We start from the raw sequence: 24,719 nt of genomic DNA, 5'->3' as shown, positions 1-24,719 counted from the left end.
GCACCAGACTTAGGATCTGGCGGGCGACCGTGGGGGTTCAAGTCCCTCTACGCGCACCATATATTTTGCGGAAGTGGCTCAGCGGTAGAGCATCGCCTTGCCAAGGCGAGGGTCGCGGGTTCGATTCCCGTCTTCCGCTCCATTATGTGCCCTTAGCTCAGCTGGATAGAGCATTTGACTACGAATCAAAAGGTCGGGAGTTCGAATCTCTCAGGGCACGCCATTTCTTCTTCACTTCTTCATAACGGGATGTAGCTCAGCTTGGTAGAGCACCTGGTTTGGGACCAGGGGGTCGCATGTTCAAATCGTGTCATCCCGACCATCTATTACAGACAAGCTTCTTGCTTCTAGCAAGAAGTTTTTTTTGTGCTTCCCGCTCGAATATTCATTAAAACGTTTTATACATTTTTAACGGAACTTTATCGATTTTTTCATCGTTTTTATAGTGCATATCGTCACAAATCCAGCAGTATCAAGGGTTTTGCAGCTTAGAAATATCATGTTGTTTTAATGTTGTTAGATTTGCCCACTGAATGGTAAGATGACATTACAAGCTCATTGTAAGCACTTACAATGCGATTTTGACCGACCAGCTGACGGTCATGATCTGCTTCACTCCGGAGAGTAAAAACGTTTTATGTGCTTAACATGTGGCTTGAACAGGTCTATCTAAATCTGAGGGGGACTCGTCCTATGAAAAGCAGGAAGGTCATTGCTTTGCTCACCTCGGTCATACTCGTACTGTCACTTCTAGCAGCATGTTCGAACTCGAATGACAAAGCAGCTAATGATTCGGCTAGCAAGGCGAATAATACGACTAAGACGAACAACACGGACACCTCAAGCACAGCTTCGAATAACAGCACCTCAGACAACAGCTCTTCCACCACCACAGAAGACTCCGCGAAGAAGGAAGACAAGACAATCACATTCTCCACCATCACGAACTACTACACAGCCGGCTTACAAGTAGCCGCAGAGGATTACCACAAGCTGCACCCGGAAACGACGGTTAAGATCGACATCGTGACAGATAACACGACGTATCAAACGTCCTTCCAAGCGAAGATGGCTGCTGGCGGAGACGATGCACCGGATATCGTGCATGCGAACCTCCTCGGTGACAGTCCAGCCAATAACATCGATAAGGGCTTCCTCATGAAGCTGGATGACTTCGTGAAAGAGCCCAACCCGTACAATAACGGAACATCGCTATGGGACGGCATTAACGCGGATTACTGGCCGTACGCTTATACGGCTAACGGAAACATCTTCATGGTGCCTTTTGACATCGTTGGAACAGGCTTCTTCTATAACAAAGATATTTTCGCGAAAGCCGGTATTACAGATCCACCCCTGACATGGGAAGACATATTCGCTGACCTTCAGAAGCTGAAGGACGGAGGCTATATTCCCGTGGCGATGACGCAAGCGACAGGCGGCGATACCGAGGGCTGGATGGTTGAGGCGTTCGCGGACTGGTCGGCACGCCAATACATTCCGGAGATAGTCGTTCAAGCGGGTGATGCACGCAATACGCCGCAGGTTGAAGCGATTAATTCCAAAGTGAAATACGATGTGAACAATCCATTCTTCGACGTTGGCGCAATTACGGACAATGAACGTCTGATGGCGTTGTGGAAGAGCGGCAAGTACGACGCGCAGGGCCCTGCTGAACAGAAGACATGGTCCACGCTGAAGGAGCTGTCGAAGTTCCTGCAGCCAGGCTACGCGACGATGAAGGACGCAGATGCGTATCAGCTCTTTATCTCGGGCAAAGCTGCAACATACTGGAACGGCAGCTGGCAGGTTGGTCAAATTTTGAAGGACCAGCAGTCGCTTGGCGATAAGAAGTTCCAATGGGGAACGTTCAAATTCCCGGACTTCAAAGATGCCGATCCGAACTTCCCAGGTCATCCGCGCGGCATTCTTGTTCCAGGTCACCAACTGGCGATCACGAACAAGAAGGACGCTGAAACTGTAGCGCGCTCGAAGGATTTTCTGCAATTCCTATACTCGCCTGATGAAGCACAAAAAGTATTCTCGGCTACGATCGATGCGGGACAATTCGTTCAAGGACCGAGCCTTGTAAAAGGAGTAACGCTCTCGGACGAAGTCAATTCCTACCTCGATGGCTTCAAAGTGGCAGGTAATATGAGCTTCTCCATCGGCGGCATCACAGGAGGTAACCCTGCTGCTGAACCAAACGCAACGGCAGAGATGAAGGACTTGGAGCTGTCTTATTACAACGATAAGATTTCGCTGCAAGATTATCTCAAGAAGAGAGCGGATCTAACGAAGAAAACGAATGAGAAGTACATCAAGGACAATAAGTTCGACCTGGATTCAAAAACGAATCCATAAGGAAATGAAGAAAAGCGTCTCGGCGGGGTAGTGGATCAGCCACCCCCGTCTTGCGCTTGTTGATAGGGACAATTGCCGAGGAGAGGAGCATTCGATGAAGAGCGCGGCGAAATGGAAGCGGTATGGCACCTCCTATTTGTTTCTTGTACCTTCCTTTGGGTTTATCGCCACTTTCTTGTACTATCCGATTTTACTGGCATTCGCTCACTCGTTTACCGAGTGGAATCTCGTGAAGTCCACGTGGGTCGGTCTAGCTAACTTCAAGCAAATGTGGAGCGAGCCAACATTTACGAAAGGTGCAGCCAACCAGCTGATCTACACGCTGAGCGATGTGGTGAAGGCGGTCGTATTCCCGCTGCTCGGTGCGGAGCTCATCTATTTGCTCGGCGGCCAGCGACTGAAGTATATGTTCCGAACGGGTTTTATTTTGCCGATGCTATTGCCTGGAATTGTGACGATTCTGCTCTGGCAGAACATTTATGATCCGACCAACGGACTGCTGAACCAGCTGCTTCACTTGCTCGGACTTAACTCCACCCGTGCATGGCTAGGGGAGGACAAAACCGCGATTTGGTCCATCGTGATGATGGGGCTGCCATTCATATCCGGACTGCCCTTCCTCATCTTCTATGCGGCGATCGGAAACATGAATCAGGAGCAGCTGGAGTCGGCGCGGATTGACGGGGCGAACGGCTGGAATGTATTCTCGCGAATGCATCTGCCTTTTCTCATCCCGCAGTTTAAGGTCGTCATTATCCTTACGATCATTTCCAGCTTGCAGGACTTCGTGAAGATTCTGGTTATGACTGGCGGAGGTCCAGGCGTGGCGACGACGAATCCGGCGATGGTCATGTACAATGCGGCTTTCGGAAGCTCGCAGTATGGGTACGGATCTGCAATTGGCGTTAGTTTATTCCTCGTCATTCTCGTCATTACGCTGTTTAATATGAAGTTCCTGAAGACGGATTACTAAGGGGGGCCGCACAGATGACGACGATGACTGCCACATGGGTGAAATGGACCGGCGGGGCTCTTCTCGCGATACTGCTGCTGCTTACCTTAGTTCCATTCATTCTGCTTGCTTTCTTCTCGTTCAAAACGCAAATCGAGGTGCTTATCGAATTCTGGGGCATGCCCGAGAAGCTGCATTTCGAGAATTACACCGCTGCATGGGATGTCGTCCGCAATAGTATCAGTCATTCCTTGCTCGTCTGCTTCTCGACGGTGCTCGGCGCGGTGCTGCTCGGTTCGTTGTCCGGCTATGTGTTCGCAAGACATCAGTTTCCGCTGAAAGGTCTGCTGTACATTCTGCTGATTGGCGTTATGATGATTCCATCGCTGCTGACTATCGTGCCGCTGTATGCGATTGTTTCCAAGATCGGCATTACGGGTTCGTATTGGGGACTTATCCTTCCCTATATATCCGGAACGCAGCTGCTGGGTATTTTGTTATGCCGGACGTTGTTCGAATCGCTTCCTGAAGAGTTATTCGAAGCGGCGCGGATGGATGGCGGGAACGAATTTTATCTGTATTCGCGAGTGGCATTGCCACTCTGCATTCCGGTTCTCGTAACAGTAGGGATTGTTACTTTCCTTGCCGTATATAGCGACTATCTGTGGCCGTTCATCGTACTTGACCAGGAGCATCAAACCTTCACGATGGCGGCAGTCAGCTTGAATCACTCCGGGCGCTCTGACGTCGGATTATCTTTCGTAGGTTATATTATCGGCAGTGTGCCGACCATTCTCGTCATCATCTTCGGCATGAAGTATTACATCGAAGGCATGGTGTCCGGGGCAGTAAAATCGTAGATGAAAAGAGGAACGATATGGACACTCAACAATTCAATTTGAAGCTGCCGCTCTGGGTATGGCATGAGGATAGAGAGCATCGCCCAAGCTTTAAGCTGTCCCGCAAGTTTAAGCTTGATCAGGAAGTAAGCGGCGCAGCGCTGCATGTTTCTTTTACGGGCTCGGCCCGTGTCTTACTGGATGGCGTGTTAGTTGAAGAAATCGGGGAACGGGCCGGCAATGCAGGAGAATGGTTGACGGTTGCGGCGTTGCCAGGCGTGCTGCAGGAAGGTGAGCATGAGCTGTCTCTGGAGCTGAGCTGCAGCGCATTCGTCCCGCTGGCGGAAGTGAACTATTATCTGTGGAACCGCCGTGTCGGGGCGATTGCCTATCTGCAGGGCGATGGCTTCTGGCTTGTGACGGATGAATCGTGGCAGGCCGATGATGCGCAGGCTGCTGTCATCTGCAGGCTTGGCGAAGAGCCTTTCGGAGATTTGGAAAATAGCCCGGCTGCGTTCGTAGCAGGCGGTTATGGTGATATCGAAGCCTATGATTTGAACAGCACGACAGTCATAGAGGCGGCAGAGCTTCAAGCGTCAGTTGCGAACGGCGTTGTCGGTCTATCCGGCAGTCACGGTCAAGACGGAACGCTGGTGAAGCCGGAGCAAGAGCAGCTCGAGCTGTTCTATCATCTGCGCAAGCAAAATGAATGGAAAGCGATGCGGAGCCTGCAGCGTGAGATGAATCTAACCGCTGCGTCGTCTGTGACGATTGATCTGCAGGCGGAGTATAATTGCCGATTCACGGCGTCCAATCACGGGACTGAGCGCGTGAAGCTGCTGTGGAACGGCGCTGAGTCGCTGCATGAGCTAGCGCATTATGAAGGCTGCATTACGGAGTGGCTTGAGATCGCGCCGGGCGAGACGCAGTATACGCTGCCGCAGGGCTGTCGATATATTCAGCTGTTCGTGCTTGGAGAGGCGGGGCATCCTTTCGAGCTGGAGCTGAAATTCCAGTCCGTCCATGTGGCGCTTCGTCAGGCTGGCAAGCTGTCGAGCGACTCGGAGCGATTGAACGAGATTTTCGAAGTGTCTGCGCATACGAGCCGGATTTGTCATCAGATTGGGCTATGGGACGGCATTAAGCGGGACCGGCTCAATTGGACATTCGACTTCTATCTCGCGGCAAAATCCTGTTATTTTCTATGGGAAGATACGAAGGTTATCCGCCGTGCGGTGCGGGAGCTTGGTATCGAGACGCCGAGCGGGCATTGGATGAACAGCATCTGCGAATATACCCTCTGGTGGCTGAAGACCGTGTGCGAGTACTATGCGCAGACTGGCGACAAATCCTTTGTCCTGGAGATGAAGGAGCCGCTGCAGCGCCATATCGCATGGGTCGGGCAAAATACAGAGCACGGCGTCGGAATTCTGCCGCAGGATGGCGTCCTCGTCGAGTGGGTGCCGCTAACGGATGAAGAGCGCGCGGTAGCGCTGCAAGCCATCTATGCGCTGACGCGGGCGGACTTGCTGAAGCTCGCTGCTGCTATGCCGGAGCTGGAGCTTGCGATTGACTGGCCGCTTCGTACGCTGAGCTCAGCGGATTTCATGCAGGACCCGTATGCGCTAGCGGTCAAGGTACTCGGCATCGCGAGCTGCTATGTGTCGGATGAAGCGGCGATCGCATTCCTCGACAGCTACGAGCTGGAAGATCCGCTGACGCCATTGTCGGCGTTCCAGCTGGCGGAGTGTTTGTCGCGCTATGGCAGGCATGAGCGTGCTTATGAGATCATTACGGCGGTATGGGGCGGTATGCTCGACAATGGCGCGACGACGTTCTGGGAGTCGTACACGGTGCGCGCTGACGCGGGAGCGAAGCGGGATTTTCACGATGCGCTCACGACGTATACCGCTTATGGCTCTTATCGGATGAGCTTGTGCCATGCATGGTCGAGCACGCCGGTGAAGTGGATCGGCGAGGTTGTGCTTGGCGTTCAGCCGCTGTCGCCCGGCTACAGCACGGTGCGAATTACGCCGACGCCGGTTGGCGGCATTCGTTCTTGCAGCGGTACGGTCAACACGCCGCATGGTGACCTGAATGTGCAGTGGTATTACGACGCAGATGGAGAATTCCGCATCGTTGTAAATGCTCCTCCGGGCGTGACTGTCATTGAGATGGCAGGTAGCGAGCAGCCGTCGGTATAGCCCAATTGTAAAGCAGCAGCCGCTCCTCTTGGGAGTGGCTGTTTGTTGTATAGCGTCACCGCGTGGGGGTAGAATGGGGGAAAGAGGAAGGAGAGTGGCTGCCTGTGGAGCTGCTGAAAGAGAAGATTAGACAGGAGGGCATCGTCCTTGCGGGCGGCGTCCTCAAGGTGGATACGTTCTTGAACCATCAAGTCGATGCGGGGCTGATGATGGAGATGGGACAAGCTTTTGCAGAGTTGTTCGGTGAAGCGGGCGTGACGAAGATCATGACGGTAGAATCTTCCGGCATCGCCCCGGCTGTCATGGCGGCATACCGGATGGGCTTACCGATGGTGTTCGCGCGCAAGAGAAAATCGCTTACGATGCAGACGGACCTCTATACCGAGAAGGTGTATTCGTACACGAAGCAAGAAGAGAGCGAGGTTACGGTGTCGAAGAAGTTTCTCGAGCAAGGGGACCGGGTGCTCATCATTGATGATTTTCTCGCGAATGGCGAGGCCGCGCTCGGGATGGCGCGGATCGTCCAGCAGGCTGGCGCAGAGGTCGCCGGCATCGGCATCGTGATCGAAAAATCGTTCCAGGCGGGCAGAGGCAAACTGATCGAGCAGGGATATCGGGTAGAGTCGCTCGCTCGTATTGCTTCGCTGGATGATGGTAAGGTGACGTTCGTTTAGGGTGGACGAAATATTTTTGCAGGCGTGTGATAGATAACTTCAGGTTGCTGTGTCTATAGGGTGAAGGTTAATTATAGAACCCATATGGAGGATGATGACGATGACGAATGAGTTGATTCGAAATGCAGTGACGGAGAGCGACCGGGAGATTGTGAACTGGCGGATTATGCATGCACCGCGCGAGGTTGTGTTCGAAGCTTGGCGTAATCCGGAGCAGCTTGCGAGCTGGTGGGGACCGAATGGCTTCACGAATACGTTCGATACATTCGAGTTCAAGCCGGGCGGCGACTGGGAGTTTGTGATGCACGGTCCAGACGGCACGGACTACAAGAATAAGAGCCAGTTCATCGAGATTGATGCGCCTGAGCGTATCGTGTTCAAACATCTGAATGGGCCGCATTTTCAAATGACGGCGACCCTCGAAGAAGTGGATGCGAATAATACGAAGCTGACTTGGCGGATGCTGTTCGATACGGCGGGGGAGTTCGAGATGGTGAAGTCCTACGCGATCGAAGGGAACGAGCAAAATTTCGACCGGCTGCAGGCAGTGCTGCAGAAGCTGCGCGGCTAACGTGTGTAACGCGGGTAACGCGGAGAATAAAGAAAACGTCCTCGCCTTAATGGCTGAGGACGTTTTGTTGTTCCAGTGATTCTTCGTAGTGTTCTGCAGCTGGCCTATTCGCAAGCTGATGAAGGCCCTGCGATACGTAACGTGTGAGCAGCAGATAGACGATGGACAGAGCTAGCGAAACGACGCTGCCAAGGACAAAGAGGAAGGACTCGCCCGTCTGCTGCATTAGGCGGCCCAAGACATAGTTGAATAAGAACAGGATGATAAGCGGAACAGTCAGGGTACTGATTTTGCGGCCTATTGCCGCCGTATAGCTTCGCTCCTCGAGCTGAGCGCCCATTCGGCTAAACGTTGAAGGCAGTCCATAGAAGTTATAAAACGGAATCAGCATCGCTGCGAGCGCTCCGCCCGGTGTCCGCGGGTACTTCAGAATCAATTGATTCAAATCGACATGCACCTTGAAGATCCAAACCAAATAGACGATGCACATCGTATAATAGAGTACAACTTTGATAATGGAAATCATGCTGAATAAGGAATGGACGGAATCAAGATAGAAGCTCTCACTGAAGGCATAGATGAGCGACCCGATTAAATCCAGCACAGCAACAGCAACAAGTATGGCGAGCATAATACGCATCACATTGGATAGGACTTCAGAACGTAATTTCAATTTGTTAAATCTCCTTATTTCAATTGACGTAGGTAGTCGAGCGCTTCTTCGAGCGTTGCGACGGGAACAATATGCACCGATGGAATCGAACTTGCGATGCCCATGGCCTCCTCCTCATTGCTAAGCCCTTCGTAGAACCAATTCTCTTTGTCCTTCGGAACGAAGAAAATAGTAGCCTTCGCATTCACAGCGGTCTGCACCTTGTTCGGAATAGCGCCAACGGAGCCGACAGAATGATCCTCCTCCAGCGTTCCGGTTCCGGCAATGACGTACTTGCCATTCTTCGAAAAGTCGAGATGCTGCTCTTCCTCAACGAGTCCGATACCGAGCATAAGACCGATCGAGTCGCCATAGTAGTTCGCGGTCTCTTCTGTTAAGCTAGCGTATTTGTCTTCGTAGTCTTCCTCTGGGCTTGTATCTGCGTCCTGCTCGTCGGCAGAGCGAATGGCATTGCCGATCGTTTCGTCTCGCAGTTCTTCGCCGAGCTGCATGTCCGACTCAAGCGCTTCTTGCGCGTCGGCGTCGGCTCGTTCGAATTTGGCATTCGGGAGCGCCTGCCCTACAGCAAAGCGTTCATATAAATTGGTTGTGACGCCTTCTTGCACATAGCAGAAATTGACGCTCCCGTTCACGCCGATATCTTGGACGGAAACGATGTCGCCGGGAGCAGAGTAGCTATAATAGCGTGGGAATAGCATGATGCTGACTGCGGCCAAAGGGATAAGCAGCAGTATGAATACGATGGTGTATTCGCGGCGAATTCGCCTTGAGCTCGTGGAAGCCGAGGGTATATGGTTCATATCGCTAGTTTACTATGATATGACTATTCTGGATAGAGTCTGGAAAATGGTACTATCGCCCTGTTTAATGCCAGGTTAGCTTCAGCATATGGACATAGCGAAAGACAGCGTCGCGTATGCCTGCCGGATCTGCGAGGCTGTGGAGCAATGCCCGCGCGCAGCTGAGCATGTCCTGCAGATACGGCGCGGACCAGCGTTTGCGGTTGCTGGACCAGAACAGGCGGGAGGCGCTCTGCTCGAGCCGGCTCAGCATCTCTTCGTTGTGGCTGAGCGCGATGATGCGGTGAAGGCATTGATATTCGAAGCGGCAGAGTGCCGAGGCATCGCCGCTCTCCATGGAGACGAGCTCGGCGAGCAGCTCGCCCGATAGATTGGTCAGTGCAGCCGCATCGCGCAGCTGCACGCTCGTTGCCGCGAAGAGCAGCATCGCGCCGATGAGCTCCAGCAGGTCGCCGACGCGCTGGGCCGAGGAGTCGAGAATCAGCACGCCATGCTTCGGGACGATGCGGACGAAGCCTTCCGTCTCGAGCTGCTGAAGCGCGGCACGGATCGGCGTCCGGCTCATATCGAGCTGCTGGCTGAGCTGCACCTCGGAGGTGACGGTTCCTTTTGCCAGCTCATTTGATATAATCCGTTCATAGATACTGTGGTAGGCTTGCTCGCGCAGCGACGGGCCGGGCATGGTGGAAGGAAGGCCTCCTCTTAGCTAGATGTGGATAGGAGAGCAGTTAAGAGGAAGTATAGCACAGGAGAGAGGTTTGGAGCAGATGGACAGCATGCAAGAGGGGAAAACCATGCGCGAAACCGCCTTTGACGTGATGAAGCGGAATATCATTAGCGGCGAGTGGCCAGGGGGCATGTTTCTGTCCGAGAAGTTTCTCAGCGAGCTGCTCGGGATGAGCAAGACGCCGATTCGATCTGCCCTGGACCGGCTCGAAATGATGGGCCTTGTGAAGCTGTCGCCGAAGCAAGGGATTATCGTGCAGGAAGTGTCGCTGAAGAAGATTTTGGAGATCTATGAGCTGCGCCTGTCGCTTGAGACGTACGCGGTGCGCAAGCTGACGGGGAAGATGGACGATGCTTTTTTTCGACGGCTGGATGAGAACATGGCACTGCAGGCGGAAGCGATTGAACGCATGGATATTACGCGCTATGTCGAGCTCGACGGGCAATTTCACGAGATGATCGTTGATGGACTGGATAACGAGGAGTACGCAGAAGTGATGAAGCGAATTCAGGATAAGTTCATGCTGGTCGTACGGACGACTTTTGCCCGTAATCCTAGTCGGCTGAAGGGCAGTCTGGAGGAACACTGGCAAATTCGGCACGCGCTGGCGGGGCAGGATGTAGAGCTGTCGATGCGGCTCATTGAGCAGCATATCGAGTATGTGAAGGTCATTATGTTGTAAGAGTTTGATGTATACAAGTTAGACATCTTGTCGGTCTATTTCTCCCTATGCTACGTTGGAGCTACCAACTACTAGGAGGAATTGTTCGCGATGAAGATTACCGATATTCGCACCTATATTCTCGGCAACCCATGGAAAAACTGGCTGTTCGTGCTTGTTGACACAGATGAAGGCATTACCGGCCTTGGCGAAGGGACGCTGAACGGTTTCGCGAAGACGGTGGAGGCTGCCATTCATGAGCTGAAGCATCTCGTCATCGGACGCGATCCGTTCGATGTGGAAACGATCAGCTTGAAGCTGTTCCGCGACGTCTATTCCGACGGCGGTCAAATTCAAGGCTCGGCGCTGGCAGCAATTGAAACCGCTTGCTGGGACATTATGGGCAAGGCGACGAACCAGCCGCTCTACAAGCTGCTCGGCGGCAGCTGCCATGACAAGCTCCGCGCTTATGCGAACGGCTGGTACCGCGGGCCGAATACGCCGGAGAACTTCTTCGAGAAAGCGAAGATCGTCGTCGATAAAGGCTATACCGCGCTCAAGTTCGATCCGTTCGGCGCTGCGTGGCGCACGGTGACGCGGCAGGATTTTGCGGCTGCAATCGAGAATATCGCAGCGGTACGCGAAGCGGTCGGCCCGGAGGTGGACATCCTCATCGAGGGGCATAACCGCTTCAGCGTGCATACAGCGCTACAGTTCGCGGACGCGATGCTGAAGTACGAGCCGACGTGGTTCGAAGCGCCGGTGCCGCCGCATCTTATCTCGTCGATGGTCGAGGTTGCGCGCCGCAGTCCAGTGCCGGTCGCATGCGGCGAAGACTATTATTCGCGCGAGCAATTCGCGGAACTGCTGCGCCACGACGCGGTCCATATTATTCAGCTGGAGCCGCAGTTCCTCGGCATCGCGGCTTCGAAGCAGGTGTGCGGCATGGTACATGCGCACAATGGCGTAACCGCGCCGCATAGCGCACAAGGTCCGGTCTGCTCCGTCGTGTGCAGCCACTTGAACATGGCGACGCCGAACTTCTTCCTGCACGAAATCTTCGACGAGTTCAACGAGTCGTGGGAAGAGAACGTGCTGCAGCCGCCGCTCAAAGTGCAGAACGGCTTTATTGTGCCGCCGGATGGCCCGGGTCTTGGCGTGGAGCTGAACCTGGATGAACTCGACAAGCATCCGTATCAAGTGGGCAACTGGCTGCCGCTCTTCAAGCAAGGCTGGGAGAAGCGGGAATCGGTGAAGTAAGCATAAGCATCAGCATCAGTATAAGCATGACCGAAGCAGAAGCATGTGCGAAAAAGCGAGGTTGAGCGTATGAGCAGCTGGAAGGACAAGGTGGTCATCGTGACAGGCGGCGGCAGCGGCATTGGCCGGGCCGTCTGCCAGCGATTCGCGAAGGAAGGCGCAACCGTCATCATCGTCGATCGGGATGCGGAACAAGCGGGAGCAGCAGCGGCAGAGATTGATACCGCTGGTTTCCGCGCTGCAGCAATAATGGCGGACGTCGCCTTGGAATCAGATGTGAAGCAAGTTGTGGCTGAGACGCTGTCGCGTTTCGGCCATATTGACGTGCTTGTCAATAATGCGGCTGTTTGTCCGCAAATTCGGATTACCGAAATGAGCTTGCAGGGATGGAATGAAGTCATTACGAATAATTTAACATCGGTCTTTTTATTCAGCCGCGAGGTCATTCCATCTATGGTACAGCAGGGCGGCGGCGCGATTGTGAACGTCAGCTCCGTTCACGCGCTTGCGACGCTGGACGGCTATTCGGCCTACGCCGCTTCGAAAGGCGGCATCGTCTCGCTCACCAGAGCGATTGCGCTCGACTTCGCCAAGCAGAACATCAGGGTGAACACCGTGCTGCCTGGCGCCATACACACGCCAATGCTGGAGAGCAGCGTGAAAAATTTGGATACGCCGCGCGAGGAAACGATGAAGACGTGGAACGAGGCGCAGCCGATCGGCCGCGTGGGCCAAGCGGAAGAAATTGCGTCGGTCGTTCTTTTCGCAGCGAGTCCGGACAATTCGTTCATGACAGGCGCTTCGCTGGTTGTGGACGGCGGGATGACAATTGATTTGTAGGAGTGTGGGGGAAACAATGGATCAGATGGTTGCGCAGTCACAAGTACGGGACCGGGCTAGAACGTTCGCGCATGAAGCGGAATTGCTGTTCGACGCGAAGATGATTCTCGGGGAAGGTCCTTACTGGCATGCGGAGCAGCGCAAGCTGTATTACGTCGATATCGCCGGGGAATCATTCGGTCGGTTCAATCCTGTTACGATGCATAACGAGCAGATCACGCTGGGCAAAACGGTCGGTGCTGTCGTATTCGACGATTCAGATTCCAATTCGGATGCGGTCATCGTGTCGACACGAGACGGGTTTGAGCGTTATGACATTGTCACTGGCACGCTTACATCGCTTGCTGACCCGGAAGCGGAATTGCCGGGCAATCGGTTCAATGATGGCAAATGCGATTCGAAGGGCCGCTTCTTCGCGGGAACGATGCAGCATGCCGAGGTCGATGTAACCGGTTCCCTATACGTGCTGGACACGGATGGGCAATGCCGCAAGCTCGTCGATGACGTTGGCGTATCGAACGGTATCGCATGGAGCCTCGATGAGAAGCAGATGTATTACATCGATTCGATGAAGCAAACCGTAACCGCTTTCGACTATGACGTGGCAAGCGGCGAGCTAAGCAATCCGCGAGTCATTATCGATTTTCATACGGAGGACGGGTTTCCCGATGGCATGACCATCGACAGCGAAGGTATGCTGTGGATCGCGCATTGGGATGGCTGGCAGGTGTCGAGATGGGATCCGCGCACGGGCAGCAAGCTGGGTGCGGTCTACGTTCCGGTAGCCAAAGCGAGCTCCTGCGTCTTCGGCGGCGATGATCTGATGACGCTGTATATTACGACGGCAAGCATACATACATCTCCTTCTGCGCATACGCTGCAGCCGCATGCCGGCGGGATCTTCACCTATCGCCCGGGCATAAAAGGAACGCCGACATATCCGTACCGCAAAACGAGCAATCATCTATAATCGGGAGGAATCCATGTCATGAGCGCAAGCCAATCACCAGCATATGTCGTTACGGATAATCAATTGAAGCACTATAAGGAGCAAGGCTTTCTCATCGTGCACCGTTTGTACACGCCTGAAGAATGCGACGAGATCATCGCGCGTGCCGAGGGAATGGTTGACGGGACAGTTCCGATGTACAAAGGCAATGCGCTCTACATGGAGCCGGAAGCGGTCGAACGCGGTCTTGTTACCGAGGAGAAGCCAAGCTCGGAGTACTTGTTCAAAATCGGCCATGAGATGCACCTGACCGACCCGGTATTCCGTTACTATGCCATGCATGAGAAGATCGCGGACGTGCTGAACGCCCTTATTGGTCCTGACATCAAGTGCATTCAGAGTATGTACATCGATAAGCCGCGCAATCTGGGCATTGGTCAGCCATACCATCAGGATTCACACTACTTGAAGACGGTGCCGGATACGGTTATCGGCGTATGGATCGCCTGCGACGATGTGGATGTTGCGAACGGCTGCTTGCATGTCATTCCGGGCAGTCAAGGTTCGAAAATCTATCCGCATGATGTTCCCGTGGATGTCCTGCAGCGGAAGTATTTTCAAGAGGTGCATGCCGCGAGGACGATGAGCGAAGTGCCGTGCATTTTGCCAAAAGGAAGCGCCGTCTTCTTCCCGGGGACGATGCTTCACCGTTCGGGCAATAACGTAACAGAGGACCGCCAGCGCCGCGCTTATGTGCTTCATTATGCGGACGCGCATTCGGAGCCAGGGCGCGCTTATTCGGTGCCGAATCCGCATCTGCTTGTGCGCGGTCGTCAGTATCCGGGCTGCATTTAATAGAGACCGCAAGTTTTACGCAATCTTTAGCAGTCGCACCTACCAAACTGTTCGAAACCTCGGTATGATAGTCATAGAGGCAAGTCCCGCTTTTCCCATATAGAAGGCGATGGATTGCATCATGCTCGCACACGAGGAGACGGTGAGGATGAAACGACATGCGCTTGGCATCACGCTTACACTCTTGGGATTGACAGCATGCATTTCGACAGCTTCGGCCTACAGCAATTCGAATTATGAGCCGATCGCCCGCACTCCGGATACGATTACCGTGTTCATCGATGGGATGAACGATCATGGCGGCAAGCTGTCGCTTGAAGCTGACCAGATCGAATGGTACGAAGGGAAGGACGCCGACGCCGCATTCGCGAAGCATGAGCCGGATTCGGGCCTGACGAGCGCGCCAGACGGCTATTACATCGTCAATGATGATGATGATGCCCTGAAGACGCTCGAGGTTGATCCGCATGCTGCCGTACTGATGCAGATTTATGATCATGACAGCTTGTACAGTACGACGACCGCATGGAATAAGAGCATTCCGCTGATGAAGCTCGAGTCGCTCTTCCATGAAGGCGATGGCGGACAGGTCGACGTCAGCCAGTTCCCGTACCACCTCACATTGAAAGACGGCAAAGTCGTACGGATCGTCCAGCAATTCATTCCTTAAATTTACCAGCGCGCCAGCGTTGACCCCAGAGAGCCCTCGTCTATGAAATTTATAGATGGGGGCGTTTTTTTGAGATATACTAAAACTCTGATAGCGATTGCAGTCTGAACGATAGGAAAAAGGAGAATAGACGACATCATGATGCTTCTAAGGCGAATTCTTCAATACCGGGTATATCGGCGATTGGTACTATCGTATCTCACGCTGTCCATTGTTACGATTGCTCTGCTGTCCACGATTCTGTATGCCATGTTCTCGGCGAGAGCGGTGGATGAAATCGATTCCTCTTCCAAGCAGATGCTGACGCAGGTCAGCTACACGTCGAACGTGGTGTACGATCAGGTGAAGGATATTACAAGCCAACTGCTGAGCGATAACGAAATTATTTCCTTCTTATACGCGAAGGAGGATAACAAGAAAACGAATTATACCGCGTACTTGTTCCTTAACCGGCTGCAAGGCGTCTACCCTTTCATAAAGAACATCAGTCTCTATAATTTCACGACGGGCACGAATACCGATCTCCTCGGGCTTACGCCGACAGCGGACATGATGGATCAGCTGCAGAAGGAGGGCAGTTCCATCGGGTTTATTCCGCGCCAGGTCGAGACGATGTCCAAGATTCCGTTAAAGCTGCTGACGTTCAAAATCACGCCGGAAATTTCGTTTACAGAAAAGCCGAAGGGCGCCATTGTCGTGGATCTCGACGAAGCGTATATCCGGAATATTATGAAGGGGATCAGCGCTTCCGCCCGTGATGCGCTGACGCTTGTCATGGATACGAAGGGAACGATTATTTCCCACTCGGACCCGGATCATTTCATGGAAGATTTCAGCGACAAGCCGTACATTGCGCGCATCTTGAAGGATAAAGCGCAATCGGGCAGCTTCGTTCAACGGATCGAGGGGCAGAAGGAGCTTGTCACGTATGTGAAGTCCGCGAATCTGGACTGGTACTTCATTACGGTGCGCCCGTATTCGGAGATCATCTCGAACATCGACCAGCTGCGCAATTGGACGATTCTTATCGCGGTGCTGCTCATTATTGCGGGAGCGTTCATTTCCCTCCTTCTGACGGGCAACATGTACAACCCGGTCAAAGCGCTTCTGGACAAAGTCAGTACGCCGGAGACAAACGCCGCCAAACCGCATCCTCGCGTCGATGAATACAAGCTGCTGACCGATGCATTCACGAATACGATGGAGTCGGCGAAGTCGATGGCAGATACGATTCAGGCGTCCTCGCAGGCATTGAAGGACAGCTACATCGCTTATTTACTGAATGGAGGCACGAAGCAGCTTGCGGTGTCCGCGGAGATGAAGCGGGAATGGGAGAGCAGGTTCAGCGGGCCTTTCTTGACCGTCGTTCTGTTCAAGATCGATAACTACGCTGCCTTTCACGAGAAGCATCATGCGCTTGACCGCGGCCTTATCCGGTTTGCGATCAGCAACATTGCCGGCGAGCTGCTGAGCAAGCCGTATCGGGCCGATACGGCAAACATCGCCGGAGATGAAGTGACGCTTATTCTGCAGACGGACTCACCGCATGTCGAGGACAATCTGTTCCTGATCTTCGGCGAAATCCAGGATGCGCTGCTCCGGTACTATGCGGTCAGCGTATCGGTCAGCATCGGCGATTCCTGCGCATCGCTCAGCGAAATCCGCCACTCCTACGAGACGGCGAAGGCGTCGATGACGTCGCGTCTGTTCCTGGGTCATGGCTGTATCGTGGACAGCCGTACCGCTGCGAAGCAGGACGGGCAGCAGGAGCGTTACCCGATGCACAGCGAGAAGCGTCTGATCGATGCCGTCAAGCAAAGCCAGACCGCGAAGATGAAGCGCGAAATCGAGTCATTCCTGGCATTTCTGCAAGGCTGCTCGTACGCCAATGCGATTCAATACACGCAATTTATCGTTCTTGGCGTCATCAAGGAGTTTGAATATGTGACCGAGTGGTGGAACGTCGATGCGGAGCAGCTGTATCGAGCGACCCGTCACATGCAGTCGGTCGAGACGATGGCCGATATCGAGCGGCTGCTGCTTGGCCTCTGCCAGCAAATCGTTGAAATTCTGGAAGAGAACAAGAAGAACACCTACGTCGTCAAAAATGCGAAGATCATTGAAACGATCCAGCTGTTCGTTCAGGAGCGGTACGCCGAGCACGGATTGTCTCTTGAAGCGGCGGCGGAAAATGTCGGCTTCTCGACCGGCTACATCGGCAAGCTGTTCAAGAATATGACCGGCACGACCTTTAATGATTATGTGACTCATATCCGTTTGGAGCAGGCGAAGGTGCTGCTTGCCACGACAACCGATACGATCGCGGCGGTCGGCGAAGCGGTCGGCGTGTACAATGTTTCGTACTTCACGACGCTGTTCAAGAAGAAATACGGCATTACGCCTTCCGTATTCAAGGAGCAGGCGGCCCATGCGGCGGAATAAGCGGTAAAGCCCGGTTTTACTGGGCTTTGCCGTTTTTTTATTGCTATTGGAAAACGGTTTTTCAACAGTGAGTGCGCCATTTTGAAAGCTGATTTTAACGATTTGTGATAGCAGAGCCGATAGTCGAAATTTACAGGAGCGCTGCGAACCGCCTATGATTGGGGCAAGACATCAACCACCACGAACAAGAAGCAAGGAGGGCTACTATGACAGGCTTTGTACGCGAGCTTATAAAGAATAAATATTCCTATCTGCTGGTGCTGCCGGCACTCGTATACGTATTTATTTTTTCGTATGCCTCTTATCCGTATCTGCTCGTCGCATTTCAGCATTTTGACTACAATAAAGGGTTGTTTGAAAGCCAATGGGCGGGACTTGCGAACTTCGAGTTCTTCTTTAAATCCAACGATGCGATGAAGGTGACCTGGAACACCATTAAATTGAATGTGCTGTTTCTGGTCTTCGTCACCTTCTTCGCCCTGATGATTGCGATTCTCTTCAATGAAATCCGCAACAAGCTCTATATCCGGCTTGCGCAGACGACGCTGATCTTCCCAAGCTTCCTGTCTTGGATCATCGTCAGTTATATGATGTACAGCTTGTTCGCTTCAGATTACGGCATTATCAATCAGGCGCTGAAGGGGCTCGGATTGAGCGAGATGAATTGGTACTCCAATCCGGATCCGTGGCCTACGATCCTTGTCAGCATGAAGGTTTGGAAAGATGCAGGCATGGCTTCGATCATCTACTTGGCAGCCATTACGGGCATCGACGGTTCCTTATATGAATCGGCCGACCTGGATGGCGCAACAAGATGGCAGAAGATGACGCGCATCACGCTTCCGCTTATTATGCCGACCGTCACGATTCTGACGCTGCTGAATCTCGGCAAAATCTTCTACGCGGATTTCGGCATGATCTATGCGATTATCGGCGATAACGGCGTGCTCTACCCGACGACAGACGTTATTGATACGTATGTATTCCGGGCGCTGCGGATGGTAGGCGATCCTTCGAACGCAGCTGCGGTAGGCTTATTCCAGTCAACCGTCGGACTCCTGCTCGTCTTCGTGGCCAACTGGATTACCCGCAGATTTTTCAAGGAAGGAGCGCTCTACTAAAATGATGACCATCGGCAGACGACGTTTCTCTCCTGGATTAATCGGCATCTACACGCTGCTTACGCTGTTTGCGCTCGCTTGCTTGCTCCCTATGGTGATGACGCTCATCGTCTCTTTCTCGGACGAGGACAGCATTACGAATAAAGGCTACAGCCTGTTCCCGGACGCTTGGTCCTTGGACGGCTACCGGGCGATCTTCGCCAACAGCGAAATTATATTCAAAGGCTATGGCATCTCGCTCTTCATTACGGTCGTCGGCACGGTACTCGCCCTGCTGGTCACGGCAATCGGCGCTTATACGCTGGCGAATCCGCAGGTTAAGTACCGCAATCATCTGGCGCTGTACTTCTTCATTACGACGCTGTTCAATGCCGGCATCGTGCCTTGGTACTTGATGGCGAAGAAGCTGGGGCTGCTCGATAACATTCTTGCGCTAATTATTCCGTCGCTTCTGTTCAGTGCGTTCAATATGTTCCTCATTCGCAATTTCATGGAGAGCTTGCCTGACGCGCTTCGGGAATCGGCTTATATCGACGGAGCGAATGACTTGACGATCGCGTTCCGGATTTATATGCCGCTCAGCTTGCCTGCGCTTGCAACCGTTGCGCTTTTCTACGCCATCTCCTACTGGAACGATTGGTGGAATGCCATCATGCTCCTCGACAACAAGAATCTGTATCCGCTGCAGTATATTCTGTTCCAGCTCCGCTCCAATATCCAAATGCTGGAGATGCTGCCGAAGGGCGCCACCGGCGAGTATACGATGCCGGCGGAGTCCGTCAAGATGGCAACGGTTATTATTACGATCGGTCCGATCGCGCTGCTCTACCCGTATCTGCAGCGGTATTTCGTCAAAGGACTTGTCGTTGGTTCCGTGAAAGGCTAAGTTCGATATTTTCCTTGCAAAAGGTAAATATACAAAGTGATCTATTAGAAAAAGGAGAGGGCAAAGATGAAAAAGGCATCACTGGTTTTGCTATCGGGCATCATGTCCGTTACTATGCTTGCCGGCTGCGGAAGCAACTCGAATAATGGAGCAAGCGGCAACAATGCAAGCAATTCGAGCGGAAATTCCGGCACGAATGCAAACGCAGGCAGCAATAATGCGTCAACGAACCAATCGTCAGCAGAGCCTGTCACGATCAAGTATGTTCTTCCTGGTACAGAGCCTAAAGAGTGGAAGAGCGTTCAGGCTGAAGTCAACAAGAAGCTGCTGGCAGACGGCGTAGGCGTGCAAATTGACAAAGAATACATTGATTGGGGCGCTTGGGAACAGAAAATCAACCTGAAGCTGTCCACGAACGAAGATTTCGATATGTTCCACGTCATGAACGACTGGGTTGGACTCGCGAACTATGCCGGCCGCGGCGCGCTGAAGGATATTACGAAGGAAATCGAGGAGTACGGCCCGAACCTGAAGAAAATCATTCCGGAATCCGTATGGAGCGGCGTGACGAAGGACGGCAAAGTATACGGCATTCCAGCGTACTGGTACGAGTCCGCGGTTGACGGCTCGATTACGCTGAACAAATACTTGTTCAATAAAGCAGGCGTAAGCACGGATATCAAGAACCGTGACCAATTGCTTGATGCCATGGAGCAAATCAATTCGAAGCTGAACATGAAGCTGACGATTCCGCTTCGCGGCGGCTCGGCGGGTCCTGCAGATATTTTCCAACGGACATACGATGCGTATCCGTTCACGGTTCGCGATAACGTGGCGTTCATCGGCCAAGACGGCGTCGTGAAGAACTGGGTCGAATCCGACATGTTCAAGCAGGATGCGCAGTGGTTCCGCAAAGCCTATCAGAAGAAGCTGATTAACCCGGACGTTCTGACTGTGAAGCAAGAGCAGATCCAAGACCAGATCAAATACGGCAAATACGCATTCGTATTCGGCACGCCAAACTCGCTGAACGACGTGCAGAAGACGTATCCGGACGCTAAAGACGAGGATTTCTCGCTGCTCCGCTTGAGCCCTGAGAAAGATACGTACCGCATGGTCAATGCGAAGAACGTGAACGTCGTTGCGGCGAACAGCAAGCATCCGGCGGAAGTGGTGAAGTTCCTGAACTGGCTGTACGCAAGCCAAGACAACTATGACCTGTTCATGTACGGTATTGAAGGCAAGACATACAACAAAGTCGGCGACAAAGGCCTCGAATCGATCATGGATCCAAAAACGAATACACCGCTCTACCTTCAAGACGACTGGATGATCGGCAACCTGAACTTGATCCGCGTGAACCAAACCTTGCTCAGCGCCAACAAGGAGCTGTACAAGGAAGACAAGTCGGCGAAAACATTCTACGCGGCGAACTTCTTCTTCGATCCGGCTCCGGTAAAAGCGGAAATGGGCAACGTGCAGGCGGTGTATACCTCTGACGTTACTCCGATCTACCGCGGCGTCATTGATTACGATTCGCACATCCAAGCTGCGCTCGACAAGCTGAAGGCAGCGGGCATCGATAAGGTATTGGCGGAATATCAGAAGCAATTGGATGCGTTCAAGGCATCCGCGCCAACAGAATAAGATTAAACAGATGGTACGGAGTGGAGCCGTGGGGTCCCTGCCCTGAGGGTCAGGGACCCTTCGGTTCATGGGAATAGGAAGGTGTGGGGACGAAAATGACTTTGTTGATCAAGCATGATGCGAAGCCATGCAGCGCGCTTCTCGCCGAGTACGAAGCAAGCGGAAAGCTTGCGGCAGAACCGCTGAAGCTGCAGTTTGGGGGCGTAGGCACCCGCGACGTGTACAATATCGCGGCTCCGTTCGAGGACGAAGGCGAGCTTGTCCTTGCAGGCCGCGTTGAGCAGCGGGACAGCGAGCATTCGCAGATTATATTCTTCGTGGAGCGGGATGGCGTATGGATGCCTCGCGAAGGAGCGCCCGTGCTCACGCTGCAGGACCCGTTCCATACGCGTATCGGAGGCGAGCTTGTATTTGGCGGCGTGCAAATTTATCCGCATCCGGAGCGGCCGGATGCGCTGGCGTGGCGCACCGTGTTCTATAAAGGCTCAGGCATCCGGAGCTTGGAGCTGTTATTCAGCGGGCCGAACGGGATGAAAGACTTGCGGCTGATCGAGTTAGCCGATAAATCGATCGGCGTATTTACCAGGCCGCAGGGCGTGAAGGGCGGCCGGGGCAAGATTGGCTATGTCCGTATCGGTTCGCTGAGCGAGCTGACAGTGCAGGCTATCGAGGATGCGCCGCTGCTGGATGCCCAATTCATCGATTCGGAATGGGGCGGTGCCAATGAACTGCATCTGCTCGCCGGCGGTCTCGTCGGCGTACTCGGACATATCGCCTGCTTCGATGAGCGGGGGGACCGTCATTATTATCCGATGGCGTTCGCATTCGATCCGGAATCGGCGCGTTTCACCGATATCGAGCTGATCGCATCGCGCAGCCGGTTCTTGCCCGGAGCAGCGAAGCGGCCAGACCTCGCCGATGTCGTGTTCAGCGGCGGCCTGCTCCGCAAACCGGACGGAATGGCCGAGCTTTATGCCGGCATAAGCGATGCAGAGGCCCACCGGCTGACGATTGAGGACCCGTTTGCGAAGTACGAGCGTTAGAGATAAAAGAAGCGGCAGTTTGGGGGCTTGCATCCCCGAACTGCCGCTTTTTTTGCGGAATGGTATGGTTAGTATGACCCTCCGAAGTCCTTCGGATTCTCGCCGTATTGATTCGTGCCCGGATCGCTGTCGAGGCAGGTGAAGATGAGGAGAACGATGAAGCCGACGATCGGAACGAGTCCAATCAGAACCCACCAGCCGCTCTTGCCGGTGTCGTGCAGTCTGCGCACAGTGACGGCAAGACTCGGCAGGAAGATAAAGAGCGAGTAGAGCTTCGATAGCAGACCGGAACCGGATATGCCTTCGATGATGCCTAGGATGATGGAGATGATGATGTTAAATAGCAAAAACATCCAGTATTCTTTGCGTCTTGCCCGGCCTGTGAAGCCGACGTAGTTCGAGATGACTTTGCCATACCAATGCATTTGTAGTGTCCTCCTCAAGGTGGCCTGCTCCGGAAAGAGATGGGAGCGGCAGGTATTCCTTATTGTATGTGGTAAAGTAATTAGTATGAAAATTCGAAAGCTGAAGGAGTTGGCTGGCCGATGTTCGATCCAACCGTATTTGACAACTTGAAAGTCGCAATTGAGAACCAGGTGTACGATCTCGATAATATCGCTGGCCAAGTGCTTATTACTCATCGGATTGACCGGATGGAGCTGGCTGTGATGGCCCGCATCTTCGCGCTTCAATTTAAGCTCGTGAACGGAGCGGGCATTACCGCTGAGATCCGGCTGGAAGCGTCGCTGAAGGATATCGCGGCGGAGCTGCTGGAGCAGTCGGGCGAAAACTCGGGCTGCACGCTGCGTCTCCGTTTCTACATGCCGGTGCAGGACGCGAATGAGACGTGCAAAGCGATCGAGGAAAAGCTGGAAACGATCTGGCAGCCGGAGATGCCGCCGACGCAAACGCTGAGCTTCGGCTATGGCGAGCAGCAGCCTATTACTTATCATAATGAAATCGAGCTGCATTTCAATCGGAAAATTAACGAGGATCAGATGGAAGACTTGCCGGAGCTGATCGACCATATGCTGCAGACGCTGGAGGAGCTGGATAAGCTGGCGTAGATTAAATAGGCCAAACCAATGAAATTCATAGGAATCGCGTATTTCACGAAAAGCTATGCGCGGGGCTATGATAGAGGCAATTATTGGAGGTGGTCGCATGGCAAATCATCAACATGTGCGCAGTACATTTAATGAGACGGCAGCGGTCTATGACCAGCAGCGGCGGAAGCTTATTCCTTGCTTCGACGATTTCTATGGCGTGGCTGCATCGCTTGCGGACTCGAAGCAGGAAGCGCCCAAAATTCTCGATCTTGGAGCGGGTACTGGGCTGTTCGCTTCGCTCCTCGTGCAGCGGTATCCGGATGCGAAGCTGACGCTCATTGATCTGGCAGACCATATGCTGGACGTGGCCCGGACGAGGTTCGGTGGCAATCCGAATGTGGAGTACGTATGCGCAGACTATACGAACTACGTTGCACCGGATACGTATGATATCGTCATTTCGGGCTTGTCGATTCATCATCTGCCCGATGCGGATAAGGCGCAGTTGTATAAGAACAGCTACGTGAACCTGCGCGAAGGCGGCGTCTTCATTAATGCGGACCAAGTGCTGGGGCATACGCCGTTCATCGATGAGCGCTACAAGTCGGATTGGCGGGGGAAAGTGGAGGCGAGCGGGCTGTCCGAGGCTGAAATTGCTGCTGCTTACGAGCGGACGAAGCTGGACCGGATGGCGGACCTCGCGTCACAGCTAATCTGGCTGGCGGAAGCGGGTTTCCGGGACGTCGACTGCGTGTATAAGTATTTTAATTTCGTCGTTATGTTCGGGCGGAAGACGGCGGAGTAGATGTGGCTCTAACCTATAGTGGATAATTCCAACGTAGAAAAACTTTTTTAGCGGGATTTGCAATCTATGTTGGAATAATCCGAATAATCCACTCATTTCAGCTCGAAACGAGCGATTTTGGCGTTTCTTGCCGCAAATGAGTGGGAAAATCCACGCCTGTTGATTTACCAGTATCTAGGTTATGAGAATGTGAGATGGTTCGTCAAATAGACCACCCATTCGGGAGGCAATGCAGCAAAGCTGATCAATCGGTCAAACTCAGCAAAAGACAACCGTGCACTTGGGTGAACCTGGCTATTCCCTTGCATGTACACGTACATAAGCAGCACGTAAACAATCAATGCGGTGTACAACTGACCATATACAGCGTTCGGTGTCCTTCCAAATAGCGTAGGCACATTCAAATGCTGTTTAATCCACCGGAAAAACACTTCAATTTGCCAGCGTTGTCGGTAGATTTCAGCAATCCGCTCCGCGGAAGGGCGATGTAAATTGGTCGCCAGAATAACCGGATTCCCGTTGGGATCCTTTAATTTTACGACCCGAAAACGATTTCGGGTCAAGGTCGTTTTCGATCCAATCTGGCAGGTCAAATCCTGCTCAATCGTATGTTTGTAGGGACGTTTTCGTTGACGATAAACAGGCTGATGCAACACCGTGTTGTTCTTCAGCCGGATGACAAAATAT

The 24,719-nt window shown here is 53.1% G+C and carries 24 protein-coding genes and 3 tRNA genes; 22 read left to right on the top strand and 5 right to left on the bottom strand.

Annotation, left to right across the window (positions count from 1 at the left end):
• Positions 1 to 67 precede the first annotated feature (67 nt).
• From A8990_RS30105 to A8990_RS30065, 9 genes are all read left to right on the top strand, one after another.
• Positions 68 to 142 (top strand) — tRNA-Gly (locus tag A8990_RS30105).
• A gap of 4 nt (positions 143 to 146) precedes the next feature.
• Positions 147 to 223 (top strand) — tRNA-Arg (locus A8990_RS30100).
• A 22-nt stretch (positions 224 to 245) separates the two neighbouring features.
• Positions 246 to 322, top strand: a tRNA-Pro gene (locus tag A8990_RS30095).
• 371 nt (positions 323 to 693) lie between these two features.
• Positions 694 to 2,364, top strand: a complete 1,671-nt coding sequence (locus tag A8990_RS30090) for an ABC transporter substrate-binding protein (protein WP_181909845.1) — start codon at positions 694 to 696, stop codon at positions 2,362 to 2,364.
• A gap of 94 nt (positions 2,365 to 2,458) precedes the next feature.
• Positions 2,459 to 3,337, top strand: coding sequence for a carbohydrate ABC transporter permease (locus A8990_RS30085; RefSeq protein ID WP_116192714.1), 879 nt, complete (start codon positions 2,459 to 2,461; stop codon positions 3,335 to 3,337).
• A 14-nt stretch (positions 3,338 to 3,351) separates the two neighbouring features.
• Positions 3,352 to 4,176, top strand: coding sequence for a carbohydrate ABC transporter permease (locus A8990_RS30080; RefSeq protein WP_116192713.1), 825 nt, complete (start codon positions 3,352 to 3,354; stop codon positions 4,174 to 4,176).
• Between the two features lie 17 nt (positions 4,177 to 4,193).
• Positions 4,194 to 6,359 carry an alpha-L-rhamnosidase-related protein gene (locus A8990_RS30075; RefSeq protein WP_116192712.1) on the top strand — a complete coding sequence of 722 codons (2,166 nt, stop codon included), beginning with the start codon at positions 4,194 to 4,196 and terminating at the stop codon, positions 6,357 to 6,359.
• Positions 6,360 to 6,463: 104 nt separating this feature from the next.
• On the top strand, positions 6,464 to 7,033 hold the full coding sequence (locus A8990_RS30070) for a xanthine phosphoribosyltransferase (RefSeq protein ID WP_116192711.1): 570 nt from the start codon (positions 6,464 to 6,466) through the stop codon (positions 7,031 to 7,033).
• 100 nt (positions 7,034 to 7,133) lie between these two features.
• Positions 7,134 to 7,604: an SRPBCC family protein gene (locus tag A8990_RS30065; RefSeq protein WP_220376853.1), complete on the top strand. Its 471-nt coding sequence runs from the start codon at positions 7,134 to 7,136 to the stop codon at positions 7,602 to 7,604.
• Between the two features lie 46 nt (positions 7,605 to 7,650).
• Here the strand turns inward: A8990_RS30065 and A8990_RS30060 are convergent, their stop codons facing one another.
• From A8990_RS30060 to A8990_RS30045, 3 genes are all read right to left on the bottom strand, one after another.
• A complete protein-coding gene (locus tag A8990_RS30060; RefSeq protein ID WP_116192709.1) occupies positions 7,651 to 8,277 on the bottom strand; it encodes a hypothetical protein in 627 nt (208 codons plus the stop codon).
• Between the two features lie 14 nt (positions 8,278 to 8,291).
• A complete protein-coding gene (locus A8990_RS30055) occupies positions 8,292 to 9,077 on the bottom strand; it encodes a hypothetical protein (RefSeq protein WP_147306898.1) in 786 nt (261 codons plus the stop codon).
• Between the two features lie 64 nt (positions 9,078 to 9,141).
• Entirely contained in the window at positions 9,142 to 9,759 is a 618-nt protein-coding gene (locus tag A8990_RS30045; RefSeq protein ID WP_116192706.1) for a GntR family transcriptional regulator, read from the bottom strand.
• Positions 9,760 to 9,844: 85 nt separating this feature from the next.
• Between A8990_RS30045 and A8990_RS30040 the strand changes: the two genes are divergently transcribed.
• From A8990_RS30040 to A8990_RS29990, 11 genes are all read left to right on the top strand, one after another.
• Positions 9,845 to 10,486: a GntR family transcriptional regulator gene (locus tag A8990_RS30040; protein WP_181909844.1), complete on the top strand. Its 642-nt coding sequence runs from the start codon at positions 9,845 to 9,847 to the stop codon at positions 10,484 to 10,486.
• A gap of 90 nt (positions 10,487 to 10,576) precedes the next feature.
• Positions 10,577 to 11,725, top strand: coding sequence for a mandelate racemase/muconate lactonizing enzyme family protein (locus A8990_RS30035; RefSeq protein WP_116192704.1), 1,149 nt, complete (start codon positions 10,577 to 10,579; stop codon positions 11,723 to 11,725).
• 69 nt (positions 11,726 to 11,794) lie between these two features.
• A complete protein-coding gene (locus A8990_RS30030; protein WP_116192703.1) occupies positions 11,795 to 12,565 on the top strand; it encodes an SDR family NAD(P)-dependent oxidoreductase in 771 nt (256 codons plus the stop codon).
• A gap of 16 nt (positions 12,566 to 12,581) precedes the next feature.
• Entirely contained in the window at positions 12,582 to 13,535 is a 954-nt protein-coding gene (locus A8990_RS30025; protein ID WP_116192702.1) for an SMP-30/gluconolactonase/LRE family protein, read from the top strand.
• 18 nt (positions 13,536 to 13,553) lie between these two features.
• Complete coding sequence (locus tag A8990_RS30020; RefSeq protein WP_116192701.1) at positions 13,554 to 14,369, top strand: phytanoyl-CoA dioxygenase family protein; 816 nt, start codon at positions 13,554 to 13,556, stop codon at positions 14,367 to 14,369.
• Positions 14,370 to 14,517: 148 nt separating this feature from the next.
• Positions 14,518 to 15,039: a hypothetical protein gene (locus A8990_RS30015; protein ID WP_116192700.1), complete on the top strand. Its 522-nt coding sequence runs from the start codon at positions 14,518 to 14,520 to the stop codon at positions 15,037 to 15,039.
• 138 nt (positions 15,040 to 15,177) lie between these two features.
• Positions 15,178 to 17,481 (top strand): helix-turn-helix domain-containing protein, encoded by a 2,304-nt coding sequence (locus tag A8990_RS30010; protein ID WP_116192699.1) that lies wholly within the window; start codon positions 15,178 to 15,180, stop codon positions 17,479 to 17,481.
• Between the two features lie 206 nt (positions 17,482 to 17,687).
• Positions 17,688 to 18,602 (top strand): ABC transporter permease, encoded by a 915-nt coding sequence (locus A8990_RS30005; RefSeq protein WP_116192698.1) that lies wholly within the window; start codon positions 17,688 to 17,690, stop codon positions 18,600 to 18,602.
• 1 nt (position 18,603) lies between these two features.
• On the top strand, positions 18,604 to 19,488 hold the full coding sequence (locus A8990_RS30000) for a carbohydrate ABC transporter permease (RefSeq protein WP_116192697.1): 885 nt from the start codon (positions 18,604 to 18,606) through the stop codon (positions 19,486 to 19,488).
• A 66-nt stretch (positions 19,489 to 19,554) separates the two neighbouring features.
• Positions 19,555 to 21,135 (top strand): extracellular solute-binding protein, encoded by a 1,581-nt coding sequence (locus A8990_RS29995; protein ID WP_116192696.1) that lies wholly within the window; start codon positions 19,555 to 19,557, stop codon positions 21,133 to 21,135.
• A 95-nt stretch (positions 21,136 to 21,230) separates the two neighbouring features.
• Positions 21,231 to 22,178, top strand: coding sequence for an MTP-1 family protein (locus tag A8990_RS29990; RefSeq protein WP_116192695.1), 948 nt, complete (start codon positions 21,231 to 21,233; stop codon positions 22,176 to 22,178).
• A gap of 68 nt (positions 22,179 to 22,246) precedes the next feature.
• Here the strand turns inward: A8990_RS29990 and A8990_RS29985 are convergent, their stop codons facing one another.
• Positions 22,247 to 22,603: a DUF805 domain-containing protein gene (locus A8990_RS29985; RefSeq protein WP_116192694.1), complete on the bottom strand. Its 357-nt coding sequence runs from the start codon at positions 22,601 to 22,603 to the stop codon at positions 22,247 to 22,249.
• Between the two features lie 120 nt (positions 22,604 to 22,723).
• Here A8990_RS29985 and A8990_RS29980 point away from each other — a divergent pair, with 120 nt between their 5' ends.
• Both A8990_RS29980 and A8990_RS29975 read left to right on the top strand, forming a co-directional pair.
• A complete protein-coding gene (locus A8990_RS29980) occupies positions 22,724 to 23,245 on the top strand; it encodes a hypothetical protein (RefSeq protein ID WP_116192693.1) in 522 nt (173 codons plus the stop codon).
• A 97-nt stretch (positions 23,246 to 23,342) separates the two neighbouring features.
• Positions 23,343 to 24,032 (top strand): class I SAM-dependent methyltransferase, encoded by a 690-nt coding sequence (locus A8990_RS29975; RefSeq protein ID WP_116192692.1) that lies wholly within the window; start codon positions 23,343 to 23,345, stop codon positions 24,030 to 24,032.
• Positions 24,033 to 24,211: 179 nt separating this feature from the next.
• Here the strand turns inward: A8990_RS29975 and A8990_RS29970 are convergent.
• Positions 24,212 to 24,719, bottom strand: a 508-nt coding sequence (locus tag A8990_RS29970; RefSeq protein WP_147306897.1) for a transposase, incomplete at its 5' end; no start/stop codon positions are given.

The organism is Paenibacillus taihuensis (assembly GCF_003386535.1).
GTDB classification, from domain to species: domain Bacteria; phylum Bacillota; class Bacilli; order Paenibacillales; family Paenibacillaceae; genus Paenibacillus_Z; species Paenibacillus_Z taihuensis.
Note: the sequence above shows the minus strand (reverse complement) of the source record. Positions and strands in the feature narration are given on the sequence as shown.